We start from the raw sequence: 19,232 nt of genomic DNA, 5'->3' as shown, positions 1-19,232 counted from the left end.
GAGTTACACCTTAGGTAAAGTAATGCTGATTTGAGTGCCGATCACTTGATCGCTGGTGGAGTAGATAACCATTTTCCCACCCAATGCGTGCACACGCTCTTGCATGCCGCGAACGCCCATGCCTTTCATGCTGTCCTGAACTTTGAAACCGACACCATCATCGTGAACCCTCAGTGACACCGCCGTTTCTCCAATTGTCAGTTCAATATTGATCAACTGCGCTTCTGCGTACTTGGCTGCGTTATTTAATGACTCTTGGCATAAACGGAATAGGGTGACTTTGAGTGTGTCACTCAGGCTGGTGTAATCGCCCTGCCAGTTCAGTTGAACGTTGGTTCCGTGATTGGCGAACTCCATTTCTCGCGTTAGTTGCTCGACGGATTCTTTTAAGTCCAAATCATCCAGCATTTTTGGTCTTAGCTTGCTTAACAGTCGCTTAGTGGTGTCGTACACGTTGAGGGAAAGCCCTTCGATCATGTCGGCGCAACCCACGCTTGTTTCTGCGTTATTTACCCGCTTAATGATGTTGGCTTGTGTGCGGATCGCCGTGATGTTCTGGCCGATTTCGTCATGTAGCTCGCGCGCAATATCGCGTCTTACGGATTCTTCCGCTTTGATAAGCTGGCGAGACAAATTCTGATTGCGTGCAAGTTCGCCGCGCAGTTTGTGATTGAGGTCTTTTTGTTTCTGAACCCCTAAGCCGAGCATAATGCCAGTGATGGTTTGCGCTGAGAGAGATAATAACAAATCGGTTATTTCTAGATTCGATACGCCGCTACGAGCCGCAATCAGCGCAATGCTGTTGAGCATGGTGGCGAGCAGGGCACCTTGCCAGCCGTAACGCAGAGCAAGCACGATGATTGGAATCGCCATACAAAATGGCGCAAATCGTTTTAGCTCTTCAGGCAAACTGGTTTGCACCAAAATACTGCCGATCAAAAGCAGCGCATAAAGCACGATATGACGCACCTGAAATACAACGGTATTACTAAGTAGGAGAGAGCTAAGCGGAGACCAACGACTTTGGAACAAATAACTCCATAACAAGTAGCACATAGGCACCACGAGCAAGCCTCCAGAAATGCTAGCCAGCCATACCATGTAAACCGAAGGAACGTGAAAACCAACGGCCATCACATTAATAAACGCGCTAATGATAATGACTGCGCTCATCACGGCTAAATGGCGGTTTTGGTCTCCGTAGTAGTATTTTTTCGCAATCAGAGTGACCGGGATACTGGCAATGCTCGCAATCAGCACGGTAAGCCACTGCGGTTGACCCAGTAACATCGCAAGTGCGATGGAAAGCCCCCACTCTGAAAGATAAATCGTTGGCCAATAAGCGGTGCGAGTGTGTAGGGCGACACCTAATCGTAAAGCGAAAGGAAACAATAAGATCGCCAGCTCGGGATCATTGACAAAGTAATAGGCAATCACCCACAAGCAAAACCAAGCGCAAGCCATAACAAATAGTCCGCAAATGGTAGTAACAGCGTAAGCTCGCATTAAAAGGACTCTTGAGAAAATAGTTTGGCGAGCTCAACGTTGTTTTTCACGCCGAGTTTGTCGATGGCATTCGCACGATGCACATGCACAGTCTTGTGGCTCAAGCCAAGCTCTGCCGCGACAGACTTTACATCCAACCCGGTCGCAAGTAGCTGACATACCTCGTTTTCACGTTTTGTCAGTTGGCATAGAGAGGTGGTGTTGTCGCTAGGCGTTGCAAGTTTAAGTGCAATATCTGATGTGAGGTAACAGCCACCAGAAGCACTGGTTCTCACGGCTTGAATAAGTTCGTCTGGGCTACAGCGTTTACTAAGATAGCCTTTTGCACCTAGCTTTAGTGATTTTTCCACCATCGCAGGGGAGTCATGCACGCTAAGCATCACGCAGGCAATGCCAGTTGGTATTTCGCTAAGAAAGTTTAAGCCGCTTTCATCTGGCATGGAAATATCTAGGATGACGACGTGTGGGTGTACCGCAGGCAACCCTGTGCGTGCTTCTGAGACAGAGCCGAATTCACCAACAACGGTAATATCACTTTCTAAATTTAATAATTGTGCGAAACCCGAACGCACGATGACGTGATCATCAACTAGAGCAACATGAATCATTATTACAACCAAATAGAGCAGACGACTAACAACAATAAGCTCCAACAGGAGCCAATAGAAAAATCTTTAATGATACTGAATTGAACCATGCTTTTTAATGATCTTGCGCGCTTTACCGAAGTAAAGCGCGCAGAGAAGTTAGGCTTGGTTTTGTGCAAGTTGAAGCTTCTTCGCGTGTCGAATCTTCTTCTCTTCCGCGATAGCGACGAAAGCAAGCAAAACAATACAAATCATGGCGGAGGTATCTAGGGCTGCGAAGGTACCTTTCCAACCTGTTAAGCCGAAGATAGGTGTACCGTCTGCAATCATACCCAAGCCTAGTTTTGCAAAGCTATCGCCGATTAGGTAAGCGAAAGTACCTTTTACGCCGTCAGCCACACTGATTGCTTTTTTAGGGACAAAACCAACCGCGGCAACACCGATAAGAAGTTGCGGACCAAACACCAAGAAGCCCAATACAAATAGTGAGGCCAAGTACATGAACTCGCTAGTGGCGTGCTGGTAGAACTCAAGCGATACGATGATCAAGCTAAGAGATACACAAGCAACCAATGCGCGGCGACCGTTTGCTAGGTCAGAGAGGTAACCCCACATCAAAGTACCCACAAGCGCACCGACTTCGAACAGAGTAAAGCCAGAGATTGCCGTTTCTTTTGACAGACCAAGCTCTTGGTACGCGTATACCGTTGACCATTGGTCGATACCGATACGAACGATGTAAAGGAAGATGTTAGCAAAGCAAAGTAGCCAGATAACTTTGTTTTTAAGAACGTATTCAACAAAGATTTCTTTTTTGGTCATCTGGTTTTCTTCAGCGGCGGTGTCTTCTTCACTCACTGCTTCATCGAAAAGTTCTTCTACTTTACCTAGACCGTAAGCTTCTGGAGAGTCGCTACCAAAGCGCATACCGATAAAGCCAACGATGATCGCGATGATAGAAGGGAACACGAACATACCGATTACGTGGCCGTCGAATAGGTAGTTAGCACCGAAAAGAGCAACACCCGCTGCGCCTGCACCACCAACGTTGTGTGACATGTTCCACAAGCCTAAGTAAGAGCCGCGTTTGTTACGAGGTGTCCATTTTGTAATGGTTGAATAACTAGAAGGGCCACCAGTACTTTGGAAGAAACCACTCAGAGCGTAGAAAGCCACCATCAAGAACAGGCTTGCACTACCGCCGCCCATGCTGAAGCTGAAACCAAGCATTGCAAGACCAGAAAGGATCAGCATAAAAGGGAGGAATTGCTTGGTGTTCTTACCGTCAGCGTAGTAAGACACAACGGTTTTACCGATACCGTATGTGATGGAGAAGCCAAGGCCAATAAGACCTAGGTCTGTCATGCTCAAACCGTAAGTTGAGATCATGTCGTTTTGCGCGACATTGAAGTTCTTACGAATCAAGTACATGGTTAGGTAGCCGATGAATACGACCAAGTAAGATTGGATGAACGGTTTAAACCACATCTTTCTTCTAACTTCGACAGGAAGATCGAGGGTCGGCTTCCGCACCTGTTCGAGGAATTTTAACATGATGAACTCTCTTGTAATTGTTTTAGAAACACAACGGCGACCGTTGTGCACTCTTGTTACCTTTGACTGAGCGGAATTCTAGAGAGTGGTTTTGTGAGGCACATGAGATGGTTGCCTAGATCGGCTAGGAAGAATTCCTAGAAATGCCTAGGAAGGCGGAAAAGCGTGAAAAGAGTCACACAAAATCCTTACTAATTTATGGGTTTTTGACTGGGTTCTTATCGGATTGGAAAGCGTTCAAATGCAAGCGGATTAATATGCGTAAGCTTAGTGGTGACAAGGGGTGAGCACGTTTGGTTGGAGAGAATAGTGGCTTGTCGCTAAGTATCAATTAGGAATGAGAAGCAAACAACAGAAACCCGGAGGTCTCTGTTAGAAATATTAGGAATTCGGCTAGGTTGACGTGTTAAGGCGCAGGGCTGTATAGACGCGGCGAGCCGTGTTTTGGCAAGTGAATTAGGTTCAAATGGTTTCTTCTTGCCCATTCGACGGTTAACGCTGTAGGTGCAGATAAGCAAACCAGAGTGGGGATACGCGCTCGAACGGCTTTGTGGATCAACTCTAAGCTGCAACGGCTTGTCATGATAGCGAAGCCACTTTGAGGCTCGATGTGATTGTTGGCCAATGCACCAATCAACTTATCTAGCGCGTTGTGACGGCCGATGTCCTCTCGGCACAACTTGATGTTGCCTTGTAAATCTGCAAATAAAGCGGCGTGTAACGCGCCAGATTCACGTGCGGCTTCTTGATGCAGTGCGACTTTGTCTCGCAGTCCTTCGAATACATCGGAGCGCGGAGGAAGAGACGGTGTCAGCGGTGCTAAATCAGGCAAAGCTTGTTCCAGAGCCTCGACACCACAAATGCCGCATCCGGTTGTGCCGGCAAGATTTCGGCGCTGTGTTTTTAACGCCCAGAAAGCGCGGTTGCTGATTTCCACTTCCGCATAGTGAGATTCGTGATCGCCACCAATTTCAATGTCTTTGATCTCTTTGAAGTCGTGGACGATGCCTGTGCTTAAGCTAAACCCTTTCACGAAGTCTTCCAGATGGCCTGGCGTCACCATCATGACCGCTTGGCTAATGCCGTTGTAGCTGATAGCTAAAGCGGACTCGCTCGCCAACGACATTTGTTGCACTGGGCGGCCATCAATCAATTCTCGGTAATTGAACGCACTTGGTTGAGGTGGTGCTTGATTGAAATCGGACAGTTCAAAATAAGATTGAGTAGTACATCTCATGAAATCACCTCATAAGCCGTTGTGTATGCCAAACATTGACGTGTGGATTCTTGTTATCGATTGAATATGTTTTTTGCTTCTGCGAAGCACTGATCGGTGAGCGCGGAGAAGGGTTCTTGTTTTCGCTTTAACAAACCTAGTGGGGCGTGAACGGCGGCTTCTTCGATAGGGATAATGCGAAGCGTATCGTTCAGCTCTTCTAATCCACAATTCAGCGGCATAATGGCGCAACAAAGGCCACTGGTTACTGCTTGGATCAAGTGAAAGGTGGAGTTACTTTCAATGACGGTTTGCGGAACTAGCCCTTTACTCACAAAGCTAAGATCAATCGAGTGGCGATAGTGCATGCCCTTCGAAAGTAGCCCTAGCGGAATGTTATTGAGAGACTCCCACAACACTTCAGATTCGGCAAAATCAAAATGACGCTCATCGAATAAAACGCCAAGTTTGGTCGAATCTAGCTCGATAACATCGAAGTACGCGGTGTTGACTTGATCGACATAACACATCCCCAAATCAAGTTGATTGCGATTGAGTTGGTCTATGATCTGTTCGGTCGTCATGGAGAGTATTTGAAAGCGTAACTCAGGGAACTGTTGAGCTAATGGTTTGAGCAATTGCATCGGGTTTTGGCTGGCGAGTGGCACCATTCCAAGCCGAAGTGAACCGACCAACTGACCACGGCAGTTGGCGGCTTCGGCTTGCAATCCATCATGAGCGGCTAAGACGGTTTTTGCCCAAGCTAAAATGCGTTCTCCGGCTTCAGTAAATCCTTCAAATCGTTGACTTCTCTGGATTAGTTCGAGGTCGAGTTCTTCCTCTAAGCTTCGGATTCTCATGGACAAGGTAGGCTGCGTAATGTGGCACAATGCGGCGGCTTGACCAAAGTGTTTGGTCTGTTCAAGTGCGATGAGATATTTCAGTTGTTTGATATCCATAATGGATTGTTCACCTTGCGTTGTGAGTCACATATACGGGGAAACCCCCTAAAAAAGGGGCACAGCACTACCGTACTTTTTAAGCGCTGGAGCGTTTTAACTGGGGAATGGAAAACCAAAACCAAGTCAAGAATAAAACCACACTCAAAATTGATCTGAATCAAGGCTATTCCTGATATTAATTAGGGTCAAATTTAAAGTATCTATAGTGTGATAGATACTATCTATTATCAAGAATGCCGATTTTATTGAGTTCGTTAAGCGAACTAGGTGGAATCGAATGGGAAAACGATTAACCTCATAAACTGTATTGATTAAAAATGTGATGACCGTCAGTGGAAAAATTCGTCATAGATTTTGTTTATCACTCGGTCAGGATTATCAATTGGACGCATATTGAATAACGACTTAATCTTTGATTTAGATCAAGGCGCAACAATGCAAATTGAATCTAACAGTCTTAGAAACAGTAGGCGGGTATCCGATATCAAGAATCTGGATAAGTAAACGCTCGGACAAGCGAGAGCATGTTGAGTGGTTACTTATTTGGATTAAAAAATACATGGATTAGAAACTAAGCCCTTCAATACTTCCGCATTATCTCAATAAATAACGCGCTTGTTTTCACGGGCACCCTGCTTGCTGGTATATCTGCGAGGAGTAAAGTCGTGAGCCAAAAAGAACAAATAAAAGCATACAAAGGTCCAGCTGGTGGTTGGGGGGCATTGAAAGCCGTAACCAGAAGTTGGTGGGGCAGTGAAAATGCAGTGAAGAACATTCGCACTATGCTCAAAACCAACCAAAATGGCGGTTTCGACTGCCCGGGATGTGCATGGGGTGAGTCGCCAGATAGTGGTAAAGTCAATTTCTGTGAGAATGGCGCGAAAGCAGTAAACTGGGAAGCGACCAATCGTCTGGTTGATCCTGAGTTTTTTGCCAATCACAGCGTTTCATCTCTCTCAACTCAAACCGATTACTGGTTGGAATACCAAGGCCGTATCACGCACCCAATGCGATACGATGCCGAGTCCGACCACTATGTACCTGTCTCTTGGGATGAGGCTTTTTCTCTTGTGGCTAAACATCTCAACCAATTGGATTCACCACACCAAGCTGAGTTTTATACCTCTGGCCGTGCAAGCAACGAAGCGGCGTTTTTATATCAGCTATTTGTCCGCGCATTCGGTACCAACAACTTCCCAGATTGTTCCAACATGTGTCACGAAGCCAGTGCAATAGGGATGAAAGACACCATTGGCGTTGGTAAAGGCACAGTGATCTTTGATGATTTTGAAGAAGCAGATGCGATTTTCGTGATTGGTCAAAACCCGGGCACGAACCACCCACGAATGCTTGAACCTTTGCGCGAAGCGGTAAAACGTGGTGCACAGGTTATCTGTCTAAACCCGCTGAAAGAGCGCGGATTAGAGCGTTTCCAAAACCCACAAATGCCGATTGAGATGTTGAGTAACGGCTCAGAGCCTACCAACACCGCGTACCTGCGTCCTGCTTTAGGTGGAGACATGGCAGTGTTTCGTGGCATCGCGAAGTTCTTGCTGCAATGGGAACGCGAGGCATTGCAAAACGGTGGCAAAGCGGTATTTGACCGTGAGTTCATCAAGCAACACACGATAGGTATTGATGAGTATTTGGCTGAAGTGGACGCAACCTCTTGGGAACACATCGCGGAACAATCGGGTCTTGATTTAAGTGAAATCGAAATGGTGGCGAGCATGTATCGACGTGCAGAACGTGTGATCATGTGTTGGGCGATGGGGTTGACTCAGCATCGTCACTCTGTGCCAACCATTAAAGAAGTCGCAAACGTGCAAATGTTACGAGGTAACGTTGGTAAGCCGGGCGCGGGTCTTTCACCAGTGCGTGGTCATAGTAACGTTCAGGGCGACCGTACGATGGGCATTGATGAAAAACCTTCAGATCTGTTGTTGGATCGCATTGAAAGTCGATTTAACTTTGCCGTCCCACGTGGTGAAGGCCACAACACTGTGCAAGCCATTAAAGCGATGGAAGAAGGGCAAGCGAAAGTATTTATCGGTTTGGGCGGTAACTTTGCACAAGCAACGCCAGATACAGAACGTACGCACAACGCGATGCGAAACTGTAATTTAACCGTACACATTTCGACGAAGTTAAATCGTTCTCACCTTGTCACAGGTAAAGATGCGCTTATTCTTCCATGCTTAGGTCGTACTGAGATTGATCAGCAAGCGACTGGCCCACAAGGCGTGACGGTTGAAGATACCTTCAGCATGGTGCATATCTCATTTGGTCAGCTAAAACCGCGTTCGGAGCATTTGCGTTCAGAACCAGCGATTATTGCCGGTATTGCCAATGCTACACTTGGGGCAAAACCAATTGATTGGCTGTGGGCAATTGAAGATTACGACCGTATTCGCGATTTGATTGCCGATACCATTCCGGGCTTTACCGACTTTAACCATAAGCTTAAACACCCGGGTGGATTCCACTTGGTAAACCCAGCAGCCGAGCGTCGATGGAATACACCAAGCGGCAAAGCACAGTTCAGCTCTAGCGAGTTGCCGAAGCAGTTGATCAGCGAAGCGATACTCGAAAAAGGCCAAAAGCCAGATTTGATTTTGCAAACCATGCGCTCACACGACCAATACAATACGACACTTTACGGCTTGAATGACCGTTATCGTGGAGTATTTGGCATGCGCGAAGTGCTGTTTATCAATGAAGCGGATATTCGTAAACTCGGATTTGAACCGGGCGATAAAGTGGACATGGTGTCATTGTGGGAAGATGGCGTTGAGCGCCGTGTGAGCGGATTTACGCTTGTTGCCTATGACGTACCAGCAGGTCAGGCGGCGGCTTACTATCCAGAAACGAACCCATTGGTTCCTTTAGATAGTTATGGGGATAGAACGTTTACGCCAACCTCTAAGTTTATTGCGATCAAATTGGAAAAATCGACATCCGATAAGATCGCTTTGGTGGAAGCAGAATAGTTCCCAAACCAGCACAACGACATTCCCGATAAGCAGACGGCTGATATCAATTATCAGCCGTTTTTAATTGCTCACTTTGCATTTAGATCATTTCGTCGAAGGCGTGTAGGGGGCTGAATTAAAATAGTTATTTTCGTTAATAACGGGGTTATTGGATAGCACTCTAAAAGGCAGCAATTAAGGCGCATTGGTCCAGCTTGTGTATAATATTAATGAAATTAGGCTATTAGACGTATAACCTGATGGATGTCTGTATTTGATCCGAAATCTAAGCTGATGAAACTAACAAGAAGATAGATGACCTTGAAAAGTATAATTAAATTAACGTTAAGCCACTTAGTGGCTGTTGCGATTGGTATTGCGATAGGTATCTATACTTTACCGATTCTTATTGCACCGCCTGCGCCGACCGATGAGCAAGTTTCTGAGCGCATGCAAGGTGCAGAATACAGTGCAGTTGTCACGAGGGACCTCAAAGATAGCGACGCTTTTCATTGGGGAGAAGGTGAAATTCATTTGAGTTCCCAAGCTATTACGCTGGTAGGAAAACTCGCTCCCGGGCCTGACTATAAACTCTATTTATCTCCTAAATTTGTCGAGACTGAACAAGCGTTTAATGACCTTAAATCTGAGATGAGCTTGGTTGGTGATGTCAAAACGTTCAATAACTTCGTTGTTGAGATTCCTCAAGGGATTTCCATTTCTGAATACAATACGGTTGTTGTTTGGTGTGAAACATTCGGTGAGTTCATTACTTCGGCAAAATACCAATAAATCCCATCAGGAGAAAAAGTGGTTTCTTCTTAGTTAATAAAGGTTTACTGCTCAAATAGCTGGTGCAATACATTACGTGGTACAAATGCACTAAGTGCTGCTAATGGTTCTACAGTGGTTGATAGAACTTAAGGATATTTTGTGGAAGTTAAAATTTTTCAGGTCGACTCGTTTACATCAGATGTGTTCAAAGGCAATCCTGCAGGTGTGTGTATCACAGAATCAAGCCTTGATGAGGAAATGATGTTGGCCATAGCGGCAGAGATGTCACTATCTGAAACCGCGTTTCTGTCATTAAACACAATGCAACTTCGTTGGTTTACACCTGAAACGGAAGTCGCTTTGTGTGGACATGGCACATTGGCCACGGCGCACGTGCTGAGAGAGCAAGGGTTATATAATACTGGTGATACCATTGAGTTTGCTACGCTATCCGGCGTTTTAACTGCACAACTTGATCATGACGACATTCATTTGGTGTTTCCTGCTCCTATTTTAGATATGCGAGCAAGTATTAACACAGATTTGCTTCACGGCTTAGGGCTCGATGTGGCTGATGTAATTGCTTATGGTCAGTTTGATAATAAGCAGTTGATCGTCATCAATGATGAGTCTTTGATAGAGCAACTCGAACCTGATTTTAGTGCGTTACTTAAACAAAAAGGTCGTGGAGTTGTTATCACTGCTCAATCAAGCACTGACGCTGATTTTGTCTCTCGCTATTTTGCCCCTTGGGTGGGTGTTGATGAGGATCCAGTGACAGGTTCTGCTCATTGCGCTTTATGTGTTTACTGGGCTAAAGAGCTCGGTAAAGCGCAATTAAAAGGCTTTCAAGCATCCAAGAGAAGTGGAGTTGTTTATACAGAATTATTGAATCCGGAATGCGTTAAGCTTTCTGGAAGTGCGGTAACAATGTTGCGAGGAGATATGAGAATTGCGTAGTCGTCCTTTTTGGTTCTCGTTTTTCTGATTGCAGGTTTATCCAGTTCTCACTAGTGACAAAGCTAGAAGGCTGTCTATTCACGTGGTTGATTTTGTTTGTAAAAACACCCCTGCCATGGTGGTGTATAACGATTGGAGAGTTATATGAAAACTATCGGTCTTCTAGGCGGCATGAGTTGGGAGTCGACGCTTAGTTATTACAAATTGATCAACGAAGGAGTCAAAGAGGCGTTAGGCGGCCTAAATTCCGCAAAAATTTGTATGTATAGCGTGAATTTTTCAGAGATAGAGAAACTTCAACACCAAGGTAAATGGGAAGAAACGGCAAGTATTCTATCTGATGCTGCATCTTCAATAGAAAAAGGGGGCGCTGATTTTATTCTTATTTGTACGAACACAATGCACAAAGTTGCTCCTCAAATTGAAGCCAGCATTAATATCCCCATACTACATATCGCAGATGCGACTGCTGAGTTACTTCGTGAGAAAGGGGTTCAAAAGGTCGGACTCCTTGGTACTCAATTCACAATGGAGCAAGACTTTTACAAAGGACGGCTTTCCGACCTCTATGGGCTGGATGTCATAACTCCTGCTCAAGATGATCGCTCTATAGTGCATAACATTATTTATAAAGAGTTATGCCAAGGTGAAATCAAAGAGGAATCGAGAACGATATACCTGCAAATTATTGAAAAACTAAAAGAGCAGGGAGCTGAAGCTGTGATTCTCGGGTGCACTGAAATTGCCTTACTTGTAAACCAAAGTCACACAGATGTTACGCTACTTGATACCACTTCTATCCATGCTCAAGCAGCAGTCCGTTTGGCGATAGAAGGTTAATGAGTTAGATTTGAGTCCATGTAAATAAACAAAAGAGAAAACCAATTCCTCGGTTTTCTCTGTTTTTATTATCCCGTTATAAGCGCGAGAATTTGAGTGTTCTGTATCCACCAATCAAGTTACGAGCTTTGTAACCATTGTTGACCAGTTGACGGTATGCCACGTTACCGCGCAAGCCTACTTGACAGTAAATCACAATCTCTTTGTCTTTTGGTAGTTCACCCATACGATGGCGTAACTGGTCAACCGGAATGTTGATTGCCCCTTCAAGATAACCAACAGACTCCAATTCACCCGGGTTACGGACGTCGAGGAGAATTTGATCTTCAGTCAGGTTGTCGATTTCATCGTAATGAATCGCCGCTGCGTCACCTTTGATGATGTTATTTGCCACAAACGCCGCTTGGTTGATCACATCTTTTGCACTGCCGTAAGGTGGCGCGTAAGTCAGTTCAAGATGCTGCAGTTGTTCAACCGTCATGCCAGCACGTTGTGCAACAGCCATAACGTCAATACGTTTGTCGATACCGTCTTTACCAACTGCTTGAGCACCTAAAATCTTGCCTGATTTTGGATCGAACAACATTTTGAACGACACCACTTCTGCACCAGGGTAGTAGCTCGCGTGGCTTGCGGTATGCACGTACACTTTGTCGTATTCGATACCAGCGCGTTTTAGTTGCTTCTCGTTTTTACCGGTTGAAGCCACAGCAAGGTCGAAGATCTTACAAATCGCTGTCCCTTGTGTGCCTTGGTAGGTTTCTTTGCGGCCAAGCATGTTGTCTGCTGCCATACGACCTTGACGGTTTGCCGGGCCTGCAAGTGGCACTATAGTTTGCTCGCCTGTCACGAAGTCTTTCTCTTCTATCGCGTCGCCGACAGCGTAGATAGATGGGTCGCTGGTTTGCATGTATTCGTTCGTGTAAATACCGCCTAGCGCGCCAATTTGAAGACCGGCTTCTTGCGCCAGTTTTGTCTCAGGACGTACACCGATTGCCATGATCAGAATATCGGTAGTGAGTTTTTCACCGTTGTTCAGTGTTAACTCCAATTCACCTTCTAGGTGTTGGTGTTTCTCACTCTCACCAGAGTCGAAACTTGCAACGTGCTCGTTAGGTAGGAATTTCACAGATTCAAGCGCGACGCCAAGTTTGAGGTCGACACCTTTGTCACGAATTTCTGCATGAGCAAAGCCTGCCATTTCACGGTCTACTGGCGTCATGACTTGGTCTGCCATTTCGATCAGAGAGGTTTTAATGCCAAGTTGGTGGAAGGCTTCCATCATTTCTAAACCGATGAAACCGCCGCCAACAACCGTCGCATGCTCTGGCTTGTTCATTTGGATCGTTTCGATGATGCGATCCATATCTGGAATGTTACGTAGCGAGTGGGTGAGCGGGTTATCGAGACCTGGAATTGGCGGAACAATAGGGCCGGCACCTGGGCTAAGCAGTAGGAAGTCGTATGATTCTACGTATTCAGACTCATCCAACAGGTTTTTGATCGTAACGGTTTTGTCCTGTCGGTTAATAGAAACTACTTCATTCATCACGCGAACATCAACGTTAAAACGTGCTAAAAAGCTTTCTGGCGTTTGTAGTAGTAACTTACTGCGTTCTTGGATATCGCCGCCGATGTGATAAGGCAAGCCACAGTTGGCAAATGAAACGAATGGGCCACGTTCAAACATGATGATTTCGGCATCTTCGCTCAGACGACGAGCACGCGCCGCCGCAGATGCACCACCTGCAACACCACCGACGATTAAGATCTTAGTCATTTTTAACTCCAAGTTTTAGGGCGAACTGACCTTTCACGAATAGCCAGTGTGAAAGGTCACTACGCTCTAGATTATCTAAAACCAAATTTCTTTAAAAAATAAGCAGCAGGGCAGATTCCCGTGTAAGCACTTTGAATAAGATTAACGCCGATAAACACGGTGAACCAAATGAAGTTACTGTGAACGAACACGGTTAGTATGACCGAGATCAATACCATCGTGCCTGCAAAAATTCGTACTGCATTTTCTAACGTCATAACTCTTCTCCTTCGTACTCTCAAACTGAGAACGCCATCCTTTGATATTCATCACTATAATTATCTAAATTAGAAATGTCTAATGTTAATTTATCTAAATTCACCATTGCTAATTTAGTGTTGACTAAATATATTGCTTTAGTAATATCTAATTTAGTTTTTAATATAGAGGTGAGTCATGAGCTATACAGATATGGATGTAGCAGCAATGAAAGGCAATGCCAATGAAGCTGCTGATCTCCTAAAAGTAATGGCACATCCGGAAAGGCTAATGGTGTTGTGCCAACTGACCCAAGGTGAGGTTGGTGTTGGGGAGCTGCAAAAGAACTCGTTCCTTAGCCAATCCGCCTTTTCACAGCACTTGACGGTGCTTCGCAAACACAAATTGATCAAGGCTCGTAAGGCATCACAGCAAGTGTTTTATTCGTTGTCAGAACCGAGAGTTGAGTCATTAATCAAGGCGCTTCATAGCGTTTTCTGTAACTAATTCGTAGCTAAGATTTTAGAGGTAAATAATGTTAAACGTTATTCCATGGGAATCGTTGTTTGGTGGCATTTTGTTAGGGTTCTCCGCCACTATATTGTTGTTGGTTAACGGGAAAATTGCCGGAATCAGTGGAATTATGAATGGCATTATGTCACCGAAAAAAGGCGATTATTCGTGGCGATTGCTTTTTGCGGTTGGAATGATAGCTGGTGGCTTGATTAGCGTTCTGATGTTGGGCGTTGCGGTTCCTAGTACCGCGAACCTTTCTTTAGGGATGGTGATTGCCGCTGGTTTATTGGTAGGAATCGGAACCAGACTGGGTAACGGATGTACTAGTGGGCACGGCATTTGTGGCATGGGCCGTTTGTCTAAGCGCTCTATTGTGGCGACCTGTGTATTTATGGCTGTCGCTGGCCTAACGGTATTCGTTCGACTTCACCTAGTTTAAGAGAGATTCCATGAACAAGACTATTTTTCGTTTTTCTGCTCTTTTGAGCGGTGTGTTATTCGGTATGGGCATGGCGGTGTCTGGTATGATCGACCCAGCTAAAGTCATTGGATTTTTAGATATTTCTGGCAGTTGGGATCCAAGTTTGGCTTTTGTGATGGGCGGCGCACTCGCGGTATTCATGCCAAGCTATTTTTTAATCATCAAGCCGAGAAAACAATCAGTTAGCGGTGAAGCGTTTTGCACACCAACCAATAAGAACATCGACGGACGTTTGTTATCTGGTGCGGCCATCTTTGGTTTAGGTTGGGGTTTGGCAGGTATTTGCCCTGGCCCTGCGGTTGCGAGTCTGGCATTAGGCAACGTGAGCATTGTGGTGTTCTTCCTTGCGATGTTAGTTGGATCTCTGTTCGCGAAGGCGATCATTACTTACCGTAACGCGAAGAAGATGAAAACCGCGAACGCGTAAACAATCAATCTGATATGGAGGGGAAAGGATGCCCGACAAACTAAAGCGAAGTTTTGTTCAGTCCGTGATGAACAGCTTTTTCCCTCCGATCATGATTTTACTCGCGCTTATGGTCGGTGCCGCGGCTTTGTGGCTGACCCCGAAAGAGGAAGACCCGCAAATCGTTGTGCCGATGGCGGATGTATTGGTTTCGGCTCCCGGACTAAGCGCTTCTCAAGTCGAAAATCAAATCACTGAACCATTAGAAAAGCTTGTTAGCCAAATTGACGGTGTGGAATACGTTTATTCTTCGTCAATGGAAGGTGCTGCGCAAGTCATCGTTCGTTTCTATGTCGGCGAAAACCGCGAAGATGCTCTGGTTAAGCTTTACAACAAACTCTACTCCAACCAAGACAAAGTTCCTCCTTCTGTCACTAACTGGCTTGTAAAGCCTGTTGAAATCGATGATGTACCCATTGTTGTTGCCGCAATTTATTCCACCGATCCAGACATTCTCGATCGCCATCAGTTGAGACGTATTGCAGACCAAGCCACGTTAGGCATTAAATCATTGGATGCCACCAACAAGGTGGAAGTGATTGGCGGTGAGCCGAGAAAAATCCAGATAGAGCTTGATTCCGTTGCGATGGCAAACTTCAAAGTAACCATCGATGACCTCGAACAGGCCATTCAGCTCAGTAATAGCAAAACCCAAGGCAAGAACGTTCGCGTAAACGGGCAAAATTACACATTGGAGTCGGGACGGTTTCTGACTAACGCCGAAGAGGTTGGCGATCTTGTTATCGCGGTGCTCAATGGCAAACCCGTTTATTTGAAAGATGTCGCGCGTATTTACGACGGTGAAGGTGAGGCAACATCCGATACTTGGTATCGCGATAAAAACCACGATGAAGCATACCCATCGGTGTTCATTTCTGTCGCTAAACAAAAAGGCTCGAACGCGGTTAACGTCGCTCAGTCTGTTCGGGATAAACTGGCGGCGCTTCAATCCGAGCAGTTTCCTCCACAAGTTCAAGTTGCAGTCATTCGTGACTATGGCGAAACGGCGAATGCGAAAGTAAACAACTTGGTATCAAGCCTTGGCATCTCTATTCTAACGGTCGTGGTGTTTGTCGGTTTGTTTTTGAACTGGCGAAGCGCATTGGTGGTTGGTATCGCGATTCCGATTAGCTATGGTGCCGCGCTCGGGATGGACTTGGCATTTGGCTATTCCATCAACCGAGTCACGCTCTTTGCATTGATTTTGGCGCTAGGTTTGATCGTGGACGATCCGATCGCGAGTATCGACAACATTGAACGCTACCTCAAACGCAAAAATCTAACACGAACCAACGCGATTGTTCTCGCCATGGCAGAAATTCGTAGCGCCTTGTTAATGTCGACGGTCGCAATCGTGATCGTGTTTACGCCGATGTTTTTTATCACTGGGATGATGGGGCCTTACATGGCGCCACTGGCGTTCAACGTTCCGATCAGCGTTATCTTTAGTACCGTTGTCGCGTTTATGATCACGCCTTGGCTTGCCAAGAAGCTACTCAAAGGTGCTGAGAAAAACGGCCACTATGACATCCAATCGTCGCCGATGTATCGTTTGTATCGTGGTGTGTTGATTCCGCTACTTGAAAGCCGCAAGAAAGCATGGCTTTTCCTTGGTTTGGTTGCCTTGTTGTTCGTCTTGGCAGCATTGTTGCCAGCACTTCGCTTAGTTCCACTCAAGTTGCTGCCTTATGACAATAAAAATGAGTTCCAATTGGTATTAAACATGCCAGAGTCTTCAAGCTTTGTGGATACCTCCAACGCGCTGTCGAACTTTACGGACTATTTAATGACGGTGCCGGAAGTGACAAGTGTGTCGGGCTTTGCAGGTACCGCTTCCCCAATGGATTTCAACGGCATGGTGCGCCACTACTTTATGCGTAGCGAACCATACCAAGGCGAGCTTCGAGTCGTTCTTGCAGAGAAGAATCGCCGCGCAATGCAATCACACGAACTGGTGACACGACTCAGGGCGGATTTAGAGCAGATTGCAGATAAGTTTGACGCTGACGTGCAGCTAGTCGAAGTGCCACCAGGCCCGCCTGTTATCGCCACCATTACGGCAGAAGTTTACGGTGATGAAGCGACATCTTATGAAGATCTGATGATCCAAGCAGAGAAAGTCGCGGATAGGCTTCGCAAAGAACAGTTGGTTTCTGAGGTGGATACCAGCATCCAAGGTGATTTAGAAACGTGGCAATTCATCGTTGATCAAGAAAAAGCGGCGCTGTCCGGTGTTTCTGTTGCTGATATCAATAACACGCTTATTACCGCCGCGAACGCCAAAGTGCTCGGTTATATCGCCGATCCAAGAGAAGTGGATCCACTACCTATCGAAGTGCAGCTCCGACGCGAAGACAGAGATAACCTGAATCAACTAGAGCAGCTTTATGTGCGAGGCCGTCCGGGGATTGCAAAAGTAGAATCCAATGGGGCTGTTGTGGATGCTCCTCAGCCTATCGTGCAGTTGTCTGAAGTCGGTCATTTTGTGAAACGCGCAGCGGACAAACCGATTTTCCATAAAAACCTCAAGCCTGTTGTGTATGTTTACGCCGAGGTCGTTGGGCGTGTTCCGGGTGAAGTGATTGCCGATGTGATGGCTGACCAAGATACAACTCACGCGGAAGATGTGCATCGTCACTGGCAAGATCGCACGTACTTGAGCAATGGCGCTGGTGTCACTTGGAGCGTGCCAGGCAACATCGAAGTGGTTTGGAGTGGTGAGGGGGAATGGAAAATCACAGTGGACGTATTCCGCGATTTAGGCATTGCTTATGGCGCTGCGCTGCTTGGCGTATTTGTAGTGATGTTGATTCAAACTGGTTTACCTGCGGTATCGGGCATCATCATGCTGGCGATACCTCTGACCGTGATTGGGATTATGCCGGGGTTCTGGATTTTGAATGTGTTAAGCAGTGACATCGGTAATTACCCCAACCCAGCTCTGTTCACGGCGACCGCGATGATCGGCATGATTGCGCTGGCAGGGATTGTGGTGCGTAACTCACTCGTTTTGATTGAATTTGTTCAGCAATCGCTGGCTGAAGGTCGTAGTTTACATGATGCGTTGATTGAATCTGGTGTTGTTCGTATGCGGCCAATATTACTGACCGCGGGTACAACGTTACTGGGTAATGTCGTGATTACGTTAGACCCAATTTTTAACGGTTTGGCTTGGGCAATCATATTCGGAATTACCGCCTCGACCATCTTTACGTTGCTTGTGGTTCCGGTGGTTTACAACCTTGCATACCAAAACACTAAAGGACATGGATTACCTCAGATGGAGGAAGAGCAATGAAATTAGATACCAAATGGTTAGGCGTGATTCTGTTTGCCATACTCGCGCTTCTTTTTCTCTATATGGCTGGATTTTTTACAGAAAAGTTGCCGACCGAACATGACGCGAAAACCAATCAGATTGATGTAAATAACGCAGAGACACATCAACTGATGTTAACCAGCGAACCGGTTGTTCGAGAATTTCCGGGCGTCGTCGTTGCAGAGCAGCACGCCGATATCGCGGCACGGTTAACGGCATCGGTGATGGAGGTATTGGTGAAGGTTGGCGATAGAGTGAAGCAAGGAGACGTGTTGGCGCGGCTAGAAAGCGATGATCTCGACGCGCGAGTTCGTCAAAGTGAGCAGGCTTTATCCTCTGCACAAGCGCAGCTCAATGCGGCGAGAAAGGAGTTTTCTCGTGTCAGAGCGCTTTTAAACAAAAAGCTGATCCCTCAATCGCAATTTGACCAAGCGGAAAGTGCGTTGCAAACCGCACAAGCCAACTTTAATAAAGCGCAGGCGGCGGTCTCTGAGGCGGAAACGACCTTTGGCTACAGCATTATTACTGCGCCGTTTGATGGCTTGATCACGCAAAAGCCCATCAACAAAGGTGATACCGCGACGCCGGGGGCTTTGCTTTTATCAATGTACAATCCAAACTCGTTGGAAATAGAGGTGAACTTCGCTGAGTCTGTCATGCCTTATGTGACTTACGATAAAGAAGTGGACGTTGTTTTCCCGTCTTACAACCTCAATGCGCAAGCGGCTGTAAAAGAAGTGACGCCGTCGGCAGATGCCAACTCGCGCAGTTATACCGTAAAGCTTCAATTTGAGCCGCCAACGGCTATCTATCCAGGTACATACGCCAAAGTCGCGTTGACCTTGACCGACGATGTTGTACTTCGCGTGCCAAAAGAGGCAGTTTACCAAGTTGGCCAATTGGACTACGTAAAAGTGGTGCAAGACAGCGGTGAGGTAGAAACTCGGCTTATTCAGCTTGGAGAGTTGGGGAGAGTGCGAACGGGGTTGAAGCAGGGTGACGTCGTACTGCTGAATCCAAGAGCGCTTTGATAGAACGGTTTCTTTTGTTAACTAGTTAAAC

The 19,232-nt window shown here is 46.3% G+C and carries 16 protein-coding genes; 9 read left to right on the top strand and 7 right to left on the bottom strand.

What is annotated here, in order from left to right:
* Positions 1-3: 3 nt before the first annotated feature.
* The 5 genes from uhpB to FR741_RS19805 all read right to left on the bottom strand — a co-directional run bounded on the left by uhpB (position 4) and on the right by FR741_RS19805 (position 5,822).
* Positions 4-1,506 (bottom strand): signal transduction histidine-protein kinase/phosphatase UhpB, encoded by a 1,503-nt coding sequence (gene uhpB, locus FR741_RS19825; RefSeq protein WP_167427525.1) that lies wholly within the window; start codon positions 1,504-1,506, stop codon positions 4-6.
* A complete protein-coding gene (gene uhpA / locus FR741_RS19820; RefSeq protein ID WP_167427524.1) occupies positions 1,506-2,114 on the bottom strand; it encodes a transcriptional regulator UhpA in 609 nt (202 codons plus the stop codon). The genes uhpB and uhpA overlap by 1 nt, the downstream gene beginning before the upstream one ends.
* Before the next feature lie 138 nt (positions 2,115-2,252).
* Complete coding sequence (gene uhpT, locus FR741_RS19815) at positions 2,253-3,647, bottom strand: hexose-6-phosphate:phosphate antiporter (protein WP_167427523.1); 1,395 nt, start codon at positions 3,645-3,647, stop codon at positions 2,253-2,255.
* A gap of 406 nt (positions 3,648-4,053) precedes the next feature.
* Positions 4,054-4,884, bottom strand: coding sequence for a formate dehydrogenase accessory sulfurtransferase FdhD (gene fdhD / locus FR741_RS19810; protein WP_017447522.1), 831 nt, complete (start codon positions 4,882-4,884; stop codon positions 4,054-4,056).
* A gap of 53 nt (positions 4,885-4,937) precedes the next feature.
* Positions 4,938-5,822 carry a LysR family transcriptional regulator gene (locus FR741_RS19805; RefSeq protein ID WP_005460961.1) on the bottom strand — a complete coding sequence of 295 codons (885 nt, stop codon included), beginning with the start codon at positions 5,820-5,822 and terminating at the stop codon, positions 4,938-4,940.
* 668 nt (positions 5,823-6,490) lie between these two features.
* On the opposite strand from FR741_RS19805, the gene FR741_RS19800 reads away from it, so the two are divergent.
* From FR741_RS19800 to FR741_RS19785, 4 genes are all read left to right on the top strand, one after another.
* Positions 6,491-8,815, top strand: coding sequence for an FdhF/YdeP family oxidoreductase (locus FR741_RS19800; RefSeq protein WP_167427522.1), 2,325 nt, complete (start codon positions 6,491-6,493; stop codon positions 8,813-8,815).
* A gap of 297 nt (positions 8,816-9,112) precedes the next feature.
* The gene (locus tag FR741_RS19795; protein WP_167427521.1) at positions 9,113-9,589 is read left to right on the top strand and encodes a DM13 domain-containing protein; all 477 of its coding nucleotides are present in this window, start codon (positions 9,113-9,115) and stop codon (positions 9,587-9,589) included.
* Positions 9,590-9,730: 141 nt separating this feature from the next.
* Positions 9,731-10,531: a PhzF family phenazine biosynthesis protein gene (locus FR741_RS19790; RefSeq protein WP_167427520.1), complete on the top strand. Its 801-nt coding sequence runs from the start codon at positions 9,731-9,733 to the stop codon at positions 10,529-10,531.
* Between the two features lie 144 nt (positions 10,532-10,675).
* Positions 10,676-11,371 (top strand): aspartate/glutamate racemase family protein, encoded by a 696-nt coding sequence (locus FR741_RS19785; RefSeq protein WP_012842248.1) that lies wholly within the window; start codon positions 10,676-10,678, stop codon positions 11,369-11,371.
* Between the two features lie 76 nt (positions 11,372-11,447).
* On the opposite strand, the gene FR741_RS19780 is transcribed toward FR741_RS19785, so the two are convergent.
* Both FR741_RS19780 and FR741_RS19775 read right to left on the bottom strand, forming a co-directional pair.
* Positions 11,448-13,151 carry an FAD-dependent oxidoreductase gene (locus tag FR741_RS19780; RefSeq protein WP_167427519.1) on the bottom strand — a complete coding sequence of 568 codons (1,704 nt, stop codon included), beginning with the start codon at positions 13,149-13,151 and terminating at the stop codon, positions 11,448-11,450.
* Positions 13,152-13,222: 71 nt separating this feature from the next.
* On the bottom strand, positions 13,223-13,408 hold the full coding sequence (locus FR741_RS19775) for a YgaP family membrane protein (RefSeq protein WP_012842250.1): 186 nt from the start codon (positions 13,406-13,408) through the stop codon (positions 13,223-13,225).
* 178 nt (positions 13,409-13,586) lie between these two features.
* On the opposite strand from FR741_RS19775, the gene FR741_RS19770 reads away from it, so the two are divergent.
* The 5 genes from FR741_RS19770 to FR741_RS19750 are packed head-to-tail and all read left to right on the top strand — an operon-like array spanning position 13,587 to position 19,201.
* Positions 13,587-13,895, top strand: a complete 309-nt coding sequence (locus FR741_RS19770) for an ArsR/SmtB family transcription factor (protein ID WP_012842251.1) — start codon at positions 13,587-13,589, stop codon at positions 13,893-13,895.
* Positions 13,896-13,923: 28 nt separating this feature from the next.
* On the top strand, positions 13,924-14,343 hold the full coding sequence (locus FR741_RS19765; RefSeq protein ID WP_046875442.1) for a YeeE/YedE family protein: 420 nt from the start codon (positions 13,924-13,926) through the stop codon (positions 14,341-14,343).
* 10 nt (positions 14,344-14,353) lie between these two features.
* On the top strand, positions 14,354-14,812 hold the full coding sequence (locus tag FR741_RS19760; protein WP_046875443.1) for a YeeE/YedE family protein: 459 nt from the start codon (positions 14,354-14,356) through the stop codon (positions 14,810-14,812).
* Between the two features lie 28 nt (positions 14,813-14,840).
* Positions 14,841-18,149, top strand: coding sequence for an efflux RND transporter permease subunit (locus FR741_RS19755; protein WP_167427518.1), 3,309 nt, complete (start codon positions 14,841-14,843; stop codon positions 18,147-18,149).
* Positions 18,146-19,201 carry an efflux RND transporter periplasmic adaptor subunit gene (locus FR741_RS19750; protein ID WP_005460933.1) on the top strand — a complete coding sequence of 352 codons (1,056 nt, stop codon included), beginning with the start codon at positions 18,146-18,148 and terminating at the stop codon, positions 19,199-19,201. Before FR741_RS19755 ends, FR741_RS19750 begins: the two co-directional genes overlap by 4 nt.
* Positions 19,202-19,232 lie beyond the last annotated feature (31 nt).

The organism is Vibrio diabolicus, from assembly GCF_011801455.1.
Taxonomy (GTDB): Bacteria; Pseudomonadota; Gammaproteobacteria; order Enterobacterales; family Vibrionaceae; genus Vibrio; species Vibrio diabolicus.
Note: the sequence above shows the minus strand (reverse complement) of the source record. Positions and strands in the feature narration are given on the sequence as shown.